Below are 16,613 nucleotides of genomic sequence, written 5' to 3'. Positions count from 1 at the left end.
CTGTGGCCCGACCCCGCCACGGCGGGCACCATCCTCCTCGCCCTGGCCCGCGCCGCGGACCTGGTCTTCGTCGGCGAGGACGAGGCGGAGGCGGCCTGGGGCATCACGGGCGGCCCGCAGGCCGTCCGCGAGGCCCTCCCGGAACCCCGCACGCTGGTGGTGAAGAACGGCAGCGAGGGCGCGACGCTGTTCGAGGCGCCGGCCCCCGCCGACCGGCACCCGCACGACCCTCCGCGCACAGGCGGGACCACGACGCACCCGCACTCCGACACGGTCACCCACGTGCCGGCGCTCGCCGTGGACGTGGTCGCCCCCGTGGGCGCCGGCGACGCCTTCGCCGCCGGCTTCCTGTCGGCGACCCTCCGCGGACTCCCGCCCGAGCAGCGCCTGCGCCACGGCCACCTCATGGCCGCCGCCGCCCTCACCGTCCCCGGCGACCTGGCCGTGCCCCCCTCCCGCGACCACGCCGACCGCCTCGCCGCCCTGGACGGCGAGGCGTGGGGGACACTTCGACTCGGCCCCGGCTGGACGAACACCGCAGACCGGGCCGAGGAGGAGGTAACCGTCCCATGAGCCAGACCGTCGACCGCGCGCTGAGCATCCTGCCGCTGCTCGCCGAGGGCCCCGCCGACCTAGGGCAGGTCGCCGACCGGCTCGACGTCCACAAGTCGACCGCCCTGCGCCTGCTGCGCACCCTGCACGAACACGGCCTGGTCTACCGCCAGTCCGACCAGCGCTACCGCCTGGGCGCCCGCCTCTTCGCGCTCGCGCAGGAGGCCGTGGAGAACCTGGACGTCCGCGAGATCGCCCACCCCCACCTCGTACGCCTCAACGAGAGCTGCGGCCACACCGTGCACCTCGCCGTGCACGAGGACGGCGAGGTGCTCTACATCGACAAGGTGGAGAGCCGCTACCCGGTGCGCATGTACTCGCGGATCGGCAAGCCCGTCGCGATCACGGTCGCCGCCGTGGCGAAACTGCTCCTGGCCGACCTGCCGGAGCCCGAGCGCCGCGCCCTCGCGGAGAAGCTCGACTACCCCATGTACACGTCCCGTTCGACCCCCAGCGCCCCCGCCTTCCTGCGGGAGCTGGACAAGGTCCGCGAACAGGGCTGGGCCACCGACCTCGGTGGCCACGAGGAGTCCATCAACTGCGTCGCCGCGCCCGTGCGGGGCACCGACGGACGCGTCGTCGCCGCGATGTCCGTCTCGGCCCCGAACGTGGTCGTCACCGCGGACGAACTCCTCACCCTGCTCCCGCTGGTGCGCCGTACCGCGGACGCCATCAGCGGCGAGTACTCAGGCAGGACCCCTACGAAGGAAAACAGCTCATGACCGAGAAGACCGCCCTCACCCCGAAGACCCACACGACCCCGCCCGCCAAGTTCTCCCACGGCGTCAGGAAGGGCAACATCCTCCAGGTCGCGGGCCAGGTCGGCTYCCTGTCCGCCGTGGAGGGACAGCCGCCGACGCCCGCCGGCCCCACCCTGCGCGAGCAGACCCTCCAGACCCTGGCCAACGTCAAGGCCATCCTCGAAGAGGGCGGCGCGTCCTGGGACGACGCGATGATGATCCGCGTCTACCTCACCGACGTGGACCACTTCGCCGAGATGAACGCGCTCTACAACGCGTACTTCGAGGAGCAGGGCCTGACCGCGCCCCCCGCGGCCCGCACGACGGTCTACGTCGGCCTCCCGGCAGGCCTCCTGATCGAGATCGACGCACTGGCGGTCCTGAGCGACTGAGCTTCACCCCGCGCCCCTTCAGGGGCGCGGGGAACTGCGCGAGCAACCCCCACCGGCCCGCGCCCGGCGCTCATCCGCACGTACGGCGATACCCCCTGCCTAAAAACACCATGCCCCGTGTGAAGCACCCAGAAAGAGGACCTCCCCATGTCATCCCTCCTCGCAGCCGCACCACCGGCCCCCGAGACCCCACCCCACACAGGAGGCCTGCTCCTCCTCCTGGACGGCACCGCCGGCCTGCTCACCGTCGCGGCCCTCGGCATCGTCCTTCTGCTGGTCCTGATCATCAAGGTCAGGCTCCAGCCGTTCGTCGCCCTGCTGGCCGTCTCCATAGCCGTCGGCCTCTCGGCCGGCCTCTCCGTCACCGAACTCTTCGGCACCGTCCAGAGATCGGCCTCGGTCTCGATGATCGAGTCCGGCATGGGCGGCATCCTCGGCCACGTCGCGATCATCATCGGCCTGGGCACGATGCTCGGCGCGATCCTGGAGGTGTCGGGCGGCGCCGAAGCCCTCTCGGCCCGCCTGCTCAACCTCTTCGGCGAGAAGCGCGCCCCGCTCGCCATGGGCCTCACCGGCCTGATCTTCGGCATCCCGGTCTTCTTCGACGTCGGCATCTTCGTCCTCGCGCCGATCGTGTACGCCGCCGCCAAGCGCTCGGGCAAGTCGATCCTGCTCTACTGCATGCCGCTGCTCGCGGGCCTGTCGATGACCCACGCGTTCCTGCCGCCGCACCCCGGCCCGGTCGCCGCCGCCGGACTCTTCAAGGTCGACCTCGGCTGGGTCATCCTGATGGGCATCGTCGTCGGCATCCCGGCCGTGCTCGCCGCCTGGGCGTACGCGGCCTGGATCGGCAAGCGCCTCTTCGTCCCCGTACCGCAGGACATGCTGGAGGCGGCGGACGAGGCGAAGGCCGCGGTCGCCGAGGAGCGCGCCGCCCGCCGCGCCGCCGCCCGCTCGACGGGCTCCGCAGGCGCCGACACCGGTACCGCTAAGGGCACAGGCACAGGCACCGGCACCGTCGCGACCGTCGGCCCCGAGGACTACGCGGAGCAGCCCGTCCCCCTCGCCACCGTCTTCCTCATCATCGGTACGCCCCTGCTGCTGATCCTCGCCGCGACCTTCTCCTCGATCGCGCTGGACCCCTCGACCTTCCGCTCGGTCGTCGAGTTCTTCGGGCACCCCTTCGTCGCGCTGACGATCGCCCTGCTGATGGCCTACTACCTGCTGGGCATCCGGCGCGGCTGGTCCCGCCAGTCCCTGGAGACGGTCTCCACCTCGTCGCTGAAGCCGGTCGGCAACATCCTGCTGGTGGTCGGCGCGGGCGGGGTCTTCGGCGCCGTCCTGAAGGGCTCGGGCATCGCCGACGCGCTCGCCGACACCTTCAACGACGTCGGCCTGCCGGTCATCGTGCTGGCCTGGCTGATCTCGGTGGTGCTGCGGGTGGCGCAGGGCTCGGCGACGGTGGCCATCGTCACCACCGCCGGCATCGTCGTCCCGCTGGTCGAGGGCCAGGACCTCTCCCAGGCCCACCTGGCGCTGATCATCATGGCGATCTCGGCCGGCTCCATCTTCGCCTCGCACGTCAACGACGGCGGCTTCTGGATCGTCGCCAAGTACTTCGGCATCTCCGAGCGGGACACGCTCAAGTCCTGGACGGTCCTGGAGACGGTGCTGTCGGTGGCGGGCTTCGCGGTGGCCGCGGCGCTGAGCGTCTTCATATAACGATGTGGCGGGACGAAGCGGAACCCGGCTGTTCCTGACACAGGGTCGTCGACCATACTGCCCGCTGTGGAGCAGCGCATAGGACCCAGCATCCCGCCCCTGCAAGGCGCCGCGGCCGACCCGGCGTTCGTGCCCGGCATCACGGGCCCGCGCCCCGCCGAGCCCGACGCCGCGAAGCCACGGGAGCCCGAGGACGCCGTCTCCGAGGAGACGGCGTCCGACGACCCGGCGACGAAGGAGGAACAGGAACCCTCCGCCGAGGACGCCCCGGACGAGGGGCCCGAGGCGGTCGAAGAGACCGACGAGGCCGAGGCAGCGGCTCCGGCCCCGGACGGCGGGCCGGTCTTCGAGGCCTCCGACCGCCGCGCGAAGGTCGTCGCCGACCACAGCGGCGTACGGCTGCGCCTGGACGACCAGGAGGCCGAGTTCCGCTGGGACGAGATCGGCGCCGTCGAGACGGAGTCCCCGCGCTTCGGGAAGCGTTTCACCCTCACGGTGCACACGCCCGACCGCCGCTGGTACCCCCTGGAGATCGAGGCGAAGTCCCGCTCCGACTTCAAGGAGTGGGAGGCGGACCTGGACAAGGTCCTGGACACCTACTTCGAAGAAGCGGAAGAGGCTGAGGAGAGCGCCCCGTAAGGGGCGCGGGGAACTGCGCGCCCGGCCACGACGGACGCGCAGTTCCCCACTCACCTCAAGCCGGTCACCCTCAACTGCAGTACTGGGCCTCCTTGCCGATGGACCGGTACATGCAGTCGGAGTTCTCCAGCAACTGCAGCACCGCGTCCCGGTTGCGCGAGGTCTCCCGCTCGATCACCTCGTCGGGCGGGTAGAACCCGCCCCCGCCGCTGGACGACGGATACATCTCGAAGGTGTAGCCGAAGATCTTCTGGCTGCCCCACAGGTAGTCGTCGATCGACCCGTCGGTGATGTAGAGGTCGCTCGACTGCTCCGGCGTGTAGCCGTTGCTGGCCGCCATCTTCTGCCCGACCGCGGCGAAGGCGTTGCGGTCGTCCGCCGTCATCCCGGTCGTGGTGTCCGCGGTGGTGTACCCGAAGGGCCACAGCACCAGCTCGCTGTACGTGTGGAAGTCGATGCCCGCCCTGATCTGCTGCTTGCCGCCGACGACCCGGCTGCGCACGAAGTCGGCGACGACCTTCACCTCGGGCGCCGACTCGGCGGCCGGCCCCCGGTAGGTCTCGGAGGACGTGGAACCGGACGAGCCGCCGCAGCAGCCCCAGCGATAGTTCCAGTTGCGGTTGAGGTCGGTGCCGACGGCCGAACTGCCGCTGTTGGGCTGGCGGTTCTTGCGCCACGAGCGGTACGCGCCGGTCGCGATGTCGTACTCGCCGCCGTCCGGGTTGAGGTCCGGGACGATCCAGATCTCGCGGTTGTTCACCATGTTGGTGATCCGGCTGTCGGAGCCGTACCCGGCGCCCAGCTCGCGCAGCAGGTAGAGCGCCATCTCCACGGTGAGGTGCTCGCGCGCGTGCTGGTGGTGGGTGAACAGGACCTCGGGCTCGGACTCGTCGGTCGCCACGTTGTCGCTGATCTTGACGGCGACGATGTCCCGGCCCTGGTAGGACTTCCCGATCACGCGCTTGCTCATGATGGACGGGTAGGCGGCCAGGCGCTGGTCGATCTCCGTGTTCATCTCGGCGTAGTTGTGGTAACGCGAGTCGGCGGAGGGGAAGTCGAGGATGCCGGCGTCCGCGGCGCTCGACCGGTCGGGGGCGGCGCCGAGGGAGCTGACCTCGTACCCCAGCCGCCGCAGTTCCTTCGCCTGGGACGCGCGGCCCGAGACGACGACGGTCTCCTCGTCGGCCTCGTCGATCGACACCCCGGTCCGCGCGATCGCGGTGCGGGTGGCCGAGGTGCTGCCGTGCAGGTGGATCTCGTACTGGCGGATCTCGTCCGCGTCCGAGACGGGAGCCTTTCCGGAGGCGCCGCTCGCGCTGGTCGTGGCGGCGACGGGGGCCGCGAGCGCCAAGACGAGGAGGGTGGCGAGGGCGGCGGAGCGGCGGCCGCGTCTGCCGTTCTTGTCACGAAGTCGCATGTTGTCTCCTGTTTTCTCCATGAAATCCGGGATCACCGGAAATGTGGGGATTGGAGCAGGGAGCTGTGCGGTGTGGCGCTCATCGTGGGGCCCTGGCATGTTCTGGTCAAGGGTGGATCGGGTGCCGATCGGTGCACGCCCTCTTGTGCCGGGCATCTCTTTACGCTTTCTTGATCGGCATGGCGGACACCTCGGGACACGCGGACACCAAGGGCAGCTCGGGAAGCACGACGGGACCGGGCCCCCGGAAGTCCAGTTGGAAGTACATCGGCCCCGGCATCGTGGTCGCCGCGACCGGGGTGGGCGCGGGCGACCTCGTCGCCACCCTCATCGCGGGCTCGAACTTCGGCTACACCCTGCTGTGGGCCGCCGTCATCGGCTGCCTCGTCAAGATCTCCCTCGCCGAGGCCGCGGGCCGCTGGCACCTGTCCACCGGCCGCACGCTCTTCGACGGCTGGGCGAGCCTGGGCCGCTGGACGTCGTGGTTCTTCGTCGCGTACGTCGTGATCTGGGGCTTCGTCTACGGGGCGGCCGCCATGTCCTCCTCGGGCCTGCCCCTGCAGGCCCTGTTCCCGGACGTGATGGACCTCAAGTGGTGGGCGATCCTGACCGGCCTGGTCGGTCTGGTCTTCGTCTGGTTCAACAAGTACGCGGTGTTCGAGAAGGTCATGACGGTCCTGGTGGGCGTCATGTTCGTCGTCACGGTCTACCTGGCGGTCCGCGTCACCCCGAACCTGGGGGAGGCGTTCGCGGGCCTGCTGCCGGTGCTGCCCGACGAGAAGGACTCGGTCCTCAACACGCTCGGCCTGATCGGCGGCGTCGGCGGCACGATCACGCTCGCCGCGTACGGCTACTGGGTCAACGCGAAGGGCTGGACCGACACCGGATGGATGAAGGTGATGCGGCTGGACAACCGCGTCGCCTACATCACCACCGGCATCTTCGTCATCGCCATGCTGTTCGTGGGCGCGGAGCTCCTGCACTCCTCCAGCGTGGCCATCGCGAGCGGCGACAAGGGCCTGATCCAGCTCGGTGACATCCTGGAGGAGGAGTACGGCACGGCGACCGCCAAGTTCTTCCTCATCGGCTTCTTCGCCACGTCCTTCACCTCGCTCATCGGCGTCTGGCACGGCGTGAGCCTGATGTTCGCGGACTTCGTGGAGCGCTTCCGCCGCGACCGGGCGGCCGCGTCCGGCACGACGGACACCGCCGTCGCCTCGGGCGAGGAGGTGGCGTCCGGCACCCACGAGCGGTCCTGGCCCTTCCGCGCCTACCTCCTGTGGCTGACCTTCCCGCCCATGGTCCTGCTCTTCGAGGGCCAGCCCTTCCGCCTGATCATCCTGTACGGGGTCCTGGGCGCGGCCTTCCTCCCCTTCCTGGCCCTCACCCTGGTCTGGCTCCTCAACTCCTCCCGCACCCCGCCCGAATGGCGCAACGGCCTCCTGAGCAACGCCATGCTGACGATCGCGGGCCTGCTCTTCGTGGTCCTGTGCGTGAAGCAGATCTGGGACCAGCCCTGGTCGGAGTTCTTCTGACGCCGCCTCCGTCCCGACCGGGGCCGGTCTGCTCAGGGGGTGCCGCGGTGCCCTACGGCAGCGCGTGCACGTGCGGGCCGACCGCGTTCGACCACGCGTTGCCCGCCGTGGCGTCCCAGTTCGTCGACCAGGTCATCGCGCCGCGCAGGTCCGGGTAGGTCCTGGAGGGCTTGAAGGAGCCGCAGTTGGTGCCCTTGGCGAGGCAGTCGAGGGCGTTGTTCACGACCGACGGGGCGACGTAGCCGCTGCCCGCGCCGCGCGTCGAGGCCGGGACGCCGAGGCCCACCTGGGACGGGGCGAGGCCGCCCTCCAGCTGGATGCAGGCGAGGGCGGTCAGGAAGTCCACCGAGCCCTGCGAGTACACCTTGCCGTCGCAGCCGAGCATCGAACCGCTGTTGTAGTACTGCATGTTGACGACCGTCAGGATGTCCTTGATGTTCAGGGCCGTCTGGAAGTACGTGTTCGACGTGGACTGCATGTCGATCGTCTGCGGCGCCATCGTGATGATCAGCGAGGAGCCCGCCTTCGAGGACAGGGACCGCAGCGCCTGCGTCATGTAGGTGGCGTTGAGGCCGTTCTCCAGGTCGATGTCGACGCCGTCGAACCCGTACGTCTGCATCAGGGAGTACACGGAGTTCGCGAAGTTCGCCGCCGAGGCCGCGTCGTTGACCGACACCGTGCCGCGCTCGCCGCCGATCGAGATGATGACCTTCTTGCCCGCGGCCTGCTTGGCCCTCACGTCGGCCTTGAACTGGTCGACGGTGTAGCCGTTCAGCCCGGCCGAGTCGAGGGTGAAGGTCACGGCGCCCGGCGTCGCCGTGGCGTCGGCGAAGGACACCGCGATGATGTCGTACTGGGACGGGACGTCGGAGATCTTCTGGACCGTCGCGCCGTTGTTGAAGTTCTGCCAGTAGCCCGTCACCGCGTGCTTGGGCAGGTTGCCCGTGTTGCCGGAGGACGCCTTGGTCGTCCCGGTGACCGCCGTGGACCTCGCCGACTCGCCCGCCGTGTTGGTCGCGGTGACCTGGAAGGAGTACGAGGTGGACGCGGCCAGGCCGGTGACGGTCGCCGAGGTGCCGGTCACCGCCGCGACCTTCGTACCGCTGCGGTAGACGTTGTAGCCGCTCGCGCCCGACACCGCGTTCCAGGCCAGCGAGACCGAGGACGAGGTGGTGGAGGCCACGTTCAGGCCGGCCGGGGTCGCGGGGACCACCGGGTCGGGGTCGCCGCCGGTGCCGCCCCCGTCGGGCCCGAACACGGACACGTCGTCGGCGAAGTAGGCCGCCTGCCCGTACCAGCCGTGGGTGTAGACGGTGACGGACGTCGTGTTCGCGCCCGTCGTGAAGGACGTCGTCAGCTGCTTCCAGGAGGAGGAGTCCGGGGTCCACGTCGACACGTCGGTCGTGCCGGTGCCGCTCGCGCCGAGGTAGGCGTAGCCGCCCTGCACCCACGCGCTGAGCGAGTAGCTGGAGTTGGGCTTGACCGCGACGGTCTGGCTGCAGCGGGCGTTGTCCTGCCCGGCCGGTGTGGCCCGCAGCGCGGACGCGCCGCCGTGCACGGGGGAGGAGACGGTGGCGCCGCTGCCCGCGGAACAGGTCCAGTTGGAGAGCCCCGACTCGAAGCCGGCGTTCTTCGTGTTGTTGACGTCCGCGGCCGCGGCCTGGCCGGCGCCGGCCAGGGAGAGGGCGGACGCGGCGAGTACGGCGGCGAGGGCGCCGGCCCACGTCCGTCTGCGTCTGGGCATGCCTGGTACGCGGTCCACTGGGGCCTCCGGTGGGGGAGTGTGGGGTGAGGGGACGAGCACGGTGGCCACCGTCGCCTCACCAAACTGGTCCAGACCAATCAGGTTGTCAAGACCTTTGGCGAGCTCAACGCACATGCCGGAGCCCGGAGTTGGGGCATATGCGGCTCACTCTGCGTGGATCATGTGCGCACCCCGCGTGAATCGATCCCGGGGATCCGGTGTTGGGCGGCGCGCACCGTGGATAAGGTGCAGTTGCGGAAGGACGCCACAGTGGCAAGGTGTGTCCTCCTGTGAGGCATTCATGGCGAGATCAGGGGCGATCCGGGACGGCGGTTGACCACCCCGTGCCGGTGAACGGGGTGGTGTGCAGCGTGCCGACCGCGATAGCCGTCACCAGTTCCGACCTGGTGCTCCCACCGCACGACCGGCAGACGCCGCCCGCCGTCGTCCAGCCCCTCGACACCCTGGAGAGCTCGACCACCGGCATGCACGCGCTGGTCGAGCAGCACGGGTACGTGATCGCGCTCTACCCGGCCTCCGCGCCGGCCGGCGTCAGGCGCCGGCTGCACGCCGTGCGCTCCGTGCTGGAGAGCGACCGCATCGCGGTGCTCGGCCTCGACCTGCCCCCGCTCGGTCTCGCCCTGCTCGCCCAGCAGCTGCGCCAGCTCTCCGTCTGCGACTTCAGCCCCGGCGTGCTCGCCTCCTCCGCGCGGCTGCTCGCCCACTACATCTACGCGGGCGGCCTGCTGACCTCGGTCGCCAAGCTCGACCGGGTGCCGGTCTCGCTCAGGTCGCACGCCAAGTCGTGGGTGCCGGGCGCCCAGTTCGCCGTACTGGCCACCCCGCGCCCCCAGCTGGTGCGCGTCGGCCAGGGCGACCTGAGCGGACCCGAGTTCGGGACGCGGATGCTCGTCGCCCCCGGGCCGCTGCCCGCCGACTGGATCACCGGGACGCTCGCGCCCGCCTGGCGCGTCCAGGGCGTCGCGACCGTGCCGCTGCCCGCCGAGTCGGCCCGCTGGTGGGGCACGGGCAAGGTGGCCGAGTTCGCCGCCGGCCTGCACGACGTGTCCGTCCTGTACCAGCTGGTGTCGTCCGTGCGGCGCGAGCAGTGCCACTGGTGCGGCCTCGAACTCATCGGCGACCGCTGCGGTTTCTGCGCGGCGCCGCTGTCACCGCCCTCACCGCCGTCGAACGGGCTTCCGAAGGCCGCCGGGCGGGCAGCATCCTCGGTACGCGCCCTGCCCCGCGGGGCCACCTGAACCACACGCGTGACGCACCACGAGCAGTACGCACACGTGAACGACTTGTGAACCCGGTTCCGCCCCCACGAGGTGAGATGTTGTGAACTCGCGCCAGCGCCGCGGCGTCATCCTGCTGGCCCTCTCGGTCCTGTGCGCCGTCGGCGCCTTCGCCGGAGTGCTGTCGGTGATCCGCGACGTGAACTCGAAGGTCGGCCCCGAGGTCGCGGCGTACCGCCTCAAGAGCGACATCGCGCCCTACCGGACGCTGACGGCCGACCAGTTCGAGAAGGTCACGATGCCCGAGCGGTGGCTCTCCTCCACCGCGGTCACCAGCCTCTCCCAGGTCCGCGGCAAGATCGCCGTCACGCAGCTGAAGAAGGGCTCGCTGCTCCAGACGGACATGATCGTCGACCGGCCCGCGCTGGAGGCCGGCCAGCAGGAGATCGCCATCCTGATCGACGCGGCGACCGGCGTGGCGGGCAAGATCAACCCGGGCTCCCGGGTCAACATCTACGCCACGTTCAAGGACGAGAGCGACAACGGCAAGGACCAGTCGAAGGTCATCGTGCAGAGCGCCCGCGTCATCGACGTCGGCAAGCTGACCGCCCTCGACCCCGGCCAGTCGAGCAACGACCGCCGCCGCACCGCGAGCGAGGCCGTCCCCATCACCTTCGCCCTCGACACCGCCGACGCCCAGCGCGTCGCGTACGCCGAGTCGTTCGCCGAGCACGTGCGCCTCGCCCTCATCGCGGAGGGCGCCGACGCCACCGTCGCCCCCGGCGACCGCTCGTACACCCTCGACGAGGACAAGTAGGAGGCCGTGATGCGCCCAGCCCTCACGAAGTCGTCCCGGTCGTCCCGGTTGTCCCCCGTCCTTCCGTCGTCCCCCGCGAGGACAGGCCGATGACCATCCGCATCCTGCCCGCCGTCGGCGACATCGACTCGGCCCGCGCCCTCGGCACGCTCCTGAGCCAGCTCCCCGACGCCGAACCGGCCCCGCCGGTCGCCGACACCACGGCCCTGCTCGACACCCTGGCCCGGCTGGCCGCGGAGTCCCTCGACGAACTGCCCGAGGTCGTCCTCGTCCACGAGCGCGTCGGCCCCGTCCCCGCGCTCGACGTCATCCGCGACCTGGTCCTGCGCTTCCCGGCCGTCGGCGTCGTCCTCGTCACCGCCGACGCCAGCACGGGCGTGCTGACCGCCGCCATGGACTCCGGCGCGCGCGGCATCGTCGGCCTCCCGCTGAGCTACGAGTCCCTCGCCGAACGCGTCCAGGCGGCCGCGGCCTGGTCCACCGGCATGCGGCGCCACCTGGGCAACGGCACGCCCGAGCTGTACGCGGGACCGGGCGGCACGCTCGTCACGGTGACCGGCGCGAAGGGCGGCGTCGGCGCGACGGTCACGGCCGTCCAGCTCGCGCTGGCCGCCCAGGCCTCGGGCCGCTCGGTGGCCCTGCTCGACCTGGACCTCCAGTCCGGCGACGTGGCCTCCTACCTGGACGTGCAGTTCCGCCGCTCGGTCGCCGACCTCGCCGCGATCAGCGACATCAACCCGCGCGTGCTCCAGGACGCCGTCTACACCCACGACACCGGGCTCGGCCTGCTCCTGGCCCCCGCCGAGGGCGAGCGGGGTGAGGAGATCACGGACCGGGTGGCCCGGCAGGTCCTGGGCGCCCTGCGCTCCCGCTACGACGTCGTGGTCGTCGACTGCGGCGCCCAGCTGAACGCCGCGAACGCCGCCGCCGTCGAACTCGCCGACCAGGCCCTGCTCCTGGTCACCCCCGACGTCGTCGCCGTGCGCGCCGCCAAGCGCATGGTCCGCATGTGGGACCGCCTGCAGATCCGCAAGGCCGAGGAGACCCGCACCGTCGTCAACCGCTTCGCCCGCGGTACGGAGATCCAGCCGTCCCTGGTCGAACGCGTCACCGGCACCAAGATCGCCCGCACCACGGTCCCGGCCGCCTTCAAGGAGCTCCAGTCCGTCGTGGACGCGGGCCGCATGCAGGACCTGGACGCCCGCTCGACGGTGAAGCAGGCCCTGTGGGCGCTGGCGGGCGAGCTGGGCCTGGTGGCCGAGCAGCCCGCGGGCGGGGGCGGCGGCCGGCGCCGGAAGACGTCCTCCTCCGACAAGGGGTCCCTCTCGCTGCGCCGCAGGGGCGGCGACCGGGGCGCGGTCACGCTCGAATTCGCCGGGATGTTCCCGATCCTGCTGGTCCTGATGACGATCCTGTGGCAGTGCGCGCTGTACGGCTACTCGTACTCCCTGGCCGGGAACGCGGCGGACGAGGCGGCGCGGGCGGCGACGGCGGCGTACGCGGTGGACGGCGACGTCGCGGGGGCCTGCAGCGCCGCGGGCGGGGAACACCTGCCGGGCGCCTGGAGCGGCGCCGACATCAGCTGCGGTCCCGCCGGATCGGTCATGAAGGCCACCGTCAAGACGGACGTGCCCCTCTTCTTCCCGGGCTTCGACGCGGGCTGGAAGGTCGAGGGCACGGCCGGCGCCGCACTGGAGGGGGACGACTGATGAAGCGTCTCGCGCAGCGTCTGCGGCGGCGGTGAGCGGCTGGCTCGACCCGAGCGTGTCGGCCGCCGAGGGCGCCGACCTCACCACCGCGACGGTCACCCTCCAGGTCCCGGCCGTCATCCCGATCCTGCCGAGCGTGACCGTGGAACGCCACGCCACGATGCCCACCGACGACTGACCGACCCACCGGAACACCGATTCACCGGACCACCGAACGACCGAGATCGAAAAAGATCGACCGAGATCGACCGAGATTGACCGAGAGGAGGCGACCCCATGAGCCTGCGTGCCCGTATCGCCGCCCCCGAGGAGGGCGGAGCCGGCCGCGAGGACGGACACCTCGTCGCCGTCTACCGCGCCAAGCTGCTGGAGGAGATCGACCTCGCGGAGATGTCGAGCCTCGCGGCGGCCGAGCGCCGCATCCGCCTGGAACGCGTCCTCGGGCACATCATCAGCCGCGAGGGCCCGGTCCTGTCGTCCGCCGAACGCTCCCAGCTGATCCGCCGGGTGGTCGACGAGGCGCTGGGCCTCGGCGTCCTGGAACCCCTCCTCGCCGACGCGTCGATCACCGAGATCATGGTCAACGGCCCGGACTCGATCTTCGTCGAGCGGGCCGGGCGCGTGGAGCAGCTCCCGCTGCGCTTCGCCTCCAACGAGCAGCTGATGCAGACCATCGAGCGCATCGTCTCCACCGTCAACCGCCGCGTGGACGAGTCGAACCCGATGGTCGACGCCCGCCTGCCCACCGGGGAGCGCGTCAACGTCATCATCCCGCCGCTCGCCCTCACCGGCCCGACCCTCACGATCCGCCGCTTCCCCCGCGCGTACACGCTCCCGGAGCTGATCGGCCTCGGCTCGCTCGACGAGCAGATGCTGATGCTGCTCGCGGCGTTCGTCCGCGCCCGCTTCAACGTCATCGTCAGCGGCGGTACGGGCTCGGGCAAGACCACGCTCCTCAACGCCCTCTCCGGACTCGTCCCGTCCCACGAGCGCATCATCACCATCGAGGACTCCGCGGAACTCCAGCTCCAGCAGGAGCACGTGATCCGCCTGGAGTCCCGCCCGCCGAACGTGGAGGGCAAGGGCCAGATCACCATCCGCGACCTGGTCCGCAACTCCCTGCGCATGCGCCCCGACCGCATCATCGTCGGTGAGGTCCGCGGCGGCGAGACCCTCGACATGCTCCAGGCCATGTCGACGGGCCACGACGGCTCCCTCGCCACCGTCCACTCGAACTCCGCCGAGGACGCCCTGATGCGGCTCCAGACGCTGGGCTCGATGTCCGAGGTGCAGATCCCGTTCGAGGCGCTGAAGGACCAGATCAACTCCGCGGTGGACGTCGTCGTCCAGCTCACCCGGCACGCCGACGGCTCCCGCAAGGTCACCGAGATCGCGCTGCTGGTCTCGCACGGCCGCGAGCAGTTCCGGATCGTGCCCGTGACGCGCTTCGTGCCGCGCCCCACCGGTCCCGACCGGGTCGTCCACGGCCACTTCGAGCACCTCCCGCTGCCGCGCGCCGTCGCGGAGAAGCTGTACGTCGCCAACGAGCCGCTGCCGCCCGCGTTCGGGGTGGCGGAGGCGATCGACGTCCTGAACACCAGGCAGGCCATCGGATGACCCCCACCGCAGCCGTCGCGTGCGCCGCAGCCGTCGCGTGCGCCGCGGCCCCCGTGTGCGCCGCAACCGTCGCGTCCACCGCAGTCCCTGCGTGCGCCGCGGCCGTCGTGGTTCCGCCGGAGAGGAGCGAGCCGTGAACAACGGGGTCCCGCTCGCCCTCGGCGCCACGATCCTGTGCGGCACGCTCGCCGTCGCGGGCGTGCACACGTACGCGTCCGGCCGCGCCCAGCGCCAGGCCCTGGTCGACCGCCTCTCCGGTGGCCCCCTGCGTGCCGCCACCGGACGGGCGCGCCGCTTCGCCGCCGTCGACCGCCGGCTGCGCCGCACCCGGCTGGGCCGCACGATCCAGCTGCGGCTCTCGGCGACGGGCCTCGACGTCACGGCGGGCGAGTTCTTCACGTACGGCGCCGCCGTGGTCGTCGCGCTCTGGCTGATCGCGGCCGCCGCCCTCGCCCCGTTCTTCGGCCCCATCGCGGGCCTGGTCGGGGTCTGGAGCGCGGCGATCTTCCTCAACTGGCAGCGCCAGAAGCGCATCGAGGCGTTCATCAACCAGCTGCCGGACGTGGCCCGCCTGCTGGCCAACGCGGCCGCGGCCGGCCTGGCCCTGCGCACCGCGCTGGCGATGGCGGCGGAGGAGCTGGAGGCCCCGGCGGGGGAGGAGCTGGCCAGGGTCGCGGACCAGCTGACCCTGGGCCGCTCGGTCGACGACGCCCTGGGCGAGCTGGCCGAACGGCTCCCGTCGCGCGAGCTGGTCGTCCTGGTGACCACCCTGGTGCTGTCCAACAAGGCGGGCGGCACGGTCGTCAACTCCCTGCGCAACCTCACCAAGACCCTGGAGGACCGCAAGGAGACCCGCCGCGAGGTCCGCACGATGCTCTCCGAGGTCAACGCGACGGCCTTCACGGTCCCGCTCCTCGGCCTCGGCTCCCTCCTGCTCATCAACTCCTCGAACGAGGGCGCCCTGGCCAAGGTGACCGGCTCCCCGCTGGGCCAGACCCTGGTCCTCGTCGCGATGGGCCTGTACACGATCGGTTTCTTCGTCATCCGCCGCCTCGGCAAGATCGAAGTATGAGGACATGGGGACATGAGGACATGAGGAGGGGATCGGGATGATCGCTCTGCTGCTCGCCGCGCTGATGGGACTGGCCGTCGGGGGCTTCCTCCTCGGCCTGCGCATGTACCGCGCGGAGGCGAAGCTCCCCGGCGACCTCGCTCTGGCCCTGGAGGTGGGCGGGACCCGCGTCTCGAAGGCGGACTCGGCCGTGGACCGCCTCGGCATGCGCTTCGCCCCGCTCGTCCTGCGTCTGATGGGCCCGCGCCGCGTGAACGCCAAGCGCCGCCGCATCGACATGGCGGGCAACCCCGGGGGCCTGACCCTGAACCGGTACGCGGCCCGCCGGGCGGTGTACGGCGTCTTCGGCGTCCTGCTGTTCCTGATCTTCCTGACCAACGGGCAGCTGCTGTTCGCGGTCATGGCCCTGGCGTTCGGGCTGCTGGCCGCGGATGCGCTGATCTGGCAGGCGATCCGCGACCGCAAGGAGGTCATCGACCGCACCCTCCCCGACTTCCTGGACGTCCTGGCGGTCGTGGTGTCGGCGGGGCTGGGCTTCCGCCAGGCCCTGGAACGGGTGGCGGACCACTACGAGGGCCCGTGGGCGGACGAGCTGCGCATCACCCTGCGCCAGATGGACATGGGCGTCAGCCGCCGCCAGGCCTTCGACGAGCTGCGCAGGCGCAACTCGTCCGAGCAGGTGGCGCAGTTCGTCTCGGCGCTGCAGCAGGGCGAGGAACTGGGCTCCCCGATCGCGGACACCCTCATCCAGCTCGCCACGGACATGCGCCGCACGGACGCCCAGAACTCCCGCCGCCGGGCCGCCAAGACGATCCCCAAGGCGACGATGGTCACGCTGGTCTTCATGCTCCCGGCCACGATGATCCTGATCGCCACGGGAATGTTCCTGGGCTCGGGCACGAACTTCGGCTCGGTACTGGGCCGCTGAGATGGCCGCCATCCGGAACCCGGGACGACACGGGGCCGCACCCCGCCGGAGCGGGGCTGCGCCCCTTCAGGGGCGCGGGGAACTGCGCGACCAGCCACGACGCACCCGCAGGTTCAAAACGCCCCTCCCCGCCGGGGCCAGGGCCGGGGTCAGGGCGGGAGCCAGGGCCAGGGCAGCCCGCCCAACCGGCTACTTCCAGGACGACGCGGCAGCCCCCAGCGTCCGCCTGCAACTCAACGCCCTCCAGGCGCTGTGCCGCCAGGCATTCGCCGTACGCCTCACCCTCATCGCCCTGGGCGCCCCCTTCGCCACGGCCAACGCGGCCGACGGCCTGCCCCGCCACGCGGTCGTCACCGCCGCGGCCCTGGCGGTGACCGGCTCGTACGCCATGCTCAGGGACTGGGACAGGTTCGCCCCGAGGCTCCTCGCCC

At 71.3% G+C, this 16,613-nt stretch carries 15 protein-coding genes and 1 pseudogene; 14 read left to right on the top strand and 2 right to left on the bottom strand.

What is annotated here, in order from left to right; genetic code table 11:
• From FGF04_RS41060 to FGF04_RS14705, 5 genes are all read left to right on the top strand, one after another.
• Positions 1-573 (top strand): PfkB family carbohydrate kinase (locus FGF04_RS41060; RefSeq protein WP_235882336.1); only part of this gene is annotated, 573 nt, incomplete at its 5' end.
• A complete protein-coding gene (locus tag FGF04_RS14720) occupies positions 570-1,334 on the top strand; it encodes an IclR family transcriptional regulator (protein ID WP_149511751.1) in 765 nt (254 codons plus the stop codon). The genes FGF04_RS41060 and FGF04_RS14720, both read left to right, overlap by 4 nt.
• Complete coding sequence (locus FGF04_RS14715; RefSeq protein WP_149511750.1) at positions 1,331-1,744, top strand: RidA family protein; 414 nt, start codon at positions 1,331-1,333, stop codon at positions 1,742-1,744. Before FGF04_RS14720 ends, FGF04_RS14715 begins: the two co-directional genes overlap by 4 nt.
• 147 nt (positions 1,745-1,891) lie before the next feature.
• Positions 1,892-3,466: a GntP family permease gene (locus FGF04_RS14710; RefSeq protein WP_149511749.1), complete on the top strand. Its 1,575-nt coding sequence runs from the start codon at positions 1,892-1,894 to the stop codon at positions 3,464-3,466.
• 66 nt (positions 3,467-3,532) lie between these two features.
• Positions 3,533-4,105, top strand: a complete 573-nt coding sequence (locus tag FGF04_RS14705) for a hypothetical protein (RefSeq protein ID WP_149511748.1) — start codon at positions 3,533-3,535, stop codon at positions 4,103-4,105.
• A 70-nt stretch (positions 4,106-4,175) separates the two neighbouring features.
• On the opposite strand, the gene FGF04_RS14700 is transcribed toward FGF04_RS14705, so the two are convergent.
• Positions 4,176-5,522 carry a M14 family metallopeptidase gene (locus FGF04_RS14700; RefSeq protein ID WP_149511747.1) on the bottom strand — a complete coding sequence of 449 codons (1,347 nt, stop codon included), beginning with the start codon at positions 5,520-5,522 and terminating at the stop codon, positions 4,176-4,178.
• Positions 5,523-5,701: 179 nt separating this feature from the next.
• Between FGF04_RS14700 and FGF04_RS14695 the strand changes: the two genes are divergently transcribed.
• Entirely contained in the window at positions 5,702-7,057 is a 1,356-nt protein-coding gene (locus FGF04_RS14695; protein ID WP_149511746.1) for an Nramp family divalent metal transporter, read from the top strand.
• 52 nt (positions 7,058-7,109) lie between these two features.
• Here FGF04_RS14695 and FGF04_RS14690 read toward each other — a convergent pair whose 3' ends face one another.
• Positions 7,110-8,801 carry a chitinase gene (locus tag FGF04_RS14690; protein WP_235882335.1) on the bottom strand — a complete coding sequence of 564 codons (1,692 nt, stop codon included), beginning with the start codon at positions 8,799-8,801 and terminating at the stop codon, positions 7,110-7,112.
• 371 nt (positions 8,802-9,172) lie between these two features.
• On the opposite strand from FGF04_RS14690, the gene FGF04_RS14685 reads away from it, so the two are divergent.
• From FGF04_RS14685 to FGF04_RS41055, 8 genes and pseudogenes are all read left to right on the top strand, one after another.
• Positions 9,173-10,060, top strand: a complete 888-nt coding sequence (locus FGF04_RS14685; protein WP_235882334.1) for a hypothetical protein — start codon at positions 9,173-9,175, stop codon at positions 10,058-10,060.
• Between the two features lie 82 nt (positions 10,061-10,142).
• Complete coding sequence (cpaB, locus tag FGF04_RS14680; protein WP_149511744.1) at positions 10,143-10,856, top strand: Flp pilus assembly protein CpaB; 714 nt, start codon at positions 10,143-10,145, stop codon at positions 10,854-10,856.
• A gap of 89 nt (positions 10,857-10,945) precedes the next feature.
• Positions 10,946-12,565 (top strand): AAA family ATPase, encoded by a 1,620-nt coding sequence (locus FGF04_RS14675; RefSeq protein WP_149511743.1) that lies wholly within the window; start codon positions 10,946-10,948, stop codon positions 12,563-12,565.
• A gap of 31 nt (positions 12,566-12,596) precedes the next feature.
• Positions 12,597-12,743, top strand: coding sequence for a hypothetical protein (locus tag FGF04_RS40065; protein WP_188114089.1), 147 nt, complete (start codon positions 12,597-12,599; stop codon positions 12,741-12,743).
• A 98-nt stretch (positions 12,744-12,841) separates the two neighbouring features.
• Positions 12,842-14,182, top strand: coding sequence for a CpaF family protein (locus tag FGF04_RS14670; RefSeq protein ID WP_149511742.1), 1,341 nt, complete (start codon positions 12,842-12,844; stop codon positions 14,180-14,182).
• 133 nt (positions 14,183-14,315) lie between these two features.
• On the top strand, positions 14,316-15,254 hold the full coding sequence (locus FGF04_RS14665; protein WP_149511741.1) for a type II secretion system F family protein: 939 nt from the start codon (positions 14,316-14,318) through the stop codon (positions 15,252-15,254).
• Positions 15,255-15,291: 37 nt separating this feature from the next.
• Positions 15,292-16,182: a DUF5936 domain-containing protein gene (locus tag FGF04_RS14660; RefSeq protein ID WP_149511740.1), complete on the top strand. Its 891-nt coding sequence runs from the start codon at positions 15,292-15,294 to the stop codon at positions 16,180-16,182.
• A gap of 1 nt (position 16,183) precedes the next feature.
• Positions 16,184-16,613: pseudogene (locus FGF04_RS41055) on the top strand (hypothetical protein); the annotation flags it as partial.

The sequence above is a fragment of the Streptomyces apricus genome (assembly GCF_008369065.1).
Taxonomy (GTDB): Bacteria; Actinomycetota; Actinomycetes; order Streptomycetales; family Streptomycetaceae; genus Streptomyces; species Streptomyces apricus.
This window is presented reverse-complemented; position numbering and strand designations above follow the sequence as displayed.

Bases quoted from the DNA above. Each gene is read 5' to 3' on its own strand.
- FGF04_RS14720 (WP_149511751.1), top strand. From the start codon at position 570: ATGAGCCAGACCGTCGACCGCGCGCTGAGCATCCTGCCGCTGCTCGCC.
- FGF04_RS14710 (WP_149511749.1), top strand. From the start codon at position 1,892: ATGTCATCCCTCCTCGCAGCCGCACCACCGGCCCCCGAGACCCCACCC.
- FGF04_RS14700 (WP_149511747.1), bottom strand. From the start codon at position 5,522: ATGCGACTTCGTGACAAGAACGGCAGACGCGGCCGCCGCTCCGCCGCC.
- FGF04_RS14695 (WP_149511746.1), top strand. From the start codon at position 5,702: ATGGCGGACACCTCGGGACACGCGGACACCAAGGGCAGCTCGGGAAGC.
- FGF04_RS14690 (WP_235882335.1), bottom strand. From the start codon at position 8,801: ATGCCCAGACGCAGACGGACGTGGGCCGGCGCCCTCGCCGCCGTACTC.
- FGF04_RS14675 (WP_149511743.1), top strand. From the start codon at position 10,946: ATGACCATCCGCATCCTGCCCGCCGTCGGCGACATCGACTCGGCCCGC.
- FGF04_RS14670 (WP_149511742.1), top strand. From the start codon at position 12,842: ATGAGCCTGCGTGCCCGTATCGCCGCCCCCGAGGAGGGCGGAGCCGGC.
- FGF04_RS14660 (WP_149511740.1), top strand. From the start codon at position 15,292: ATGATCGCTCTGCTGCTCGCCGCGCTGATGGGACTGGCCGTCGGGGGC.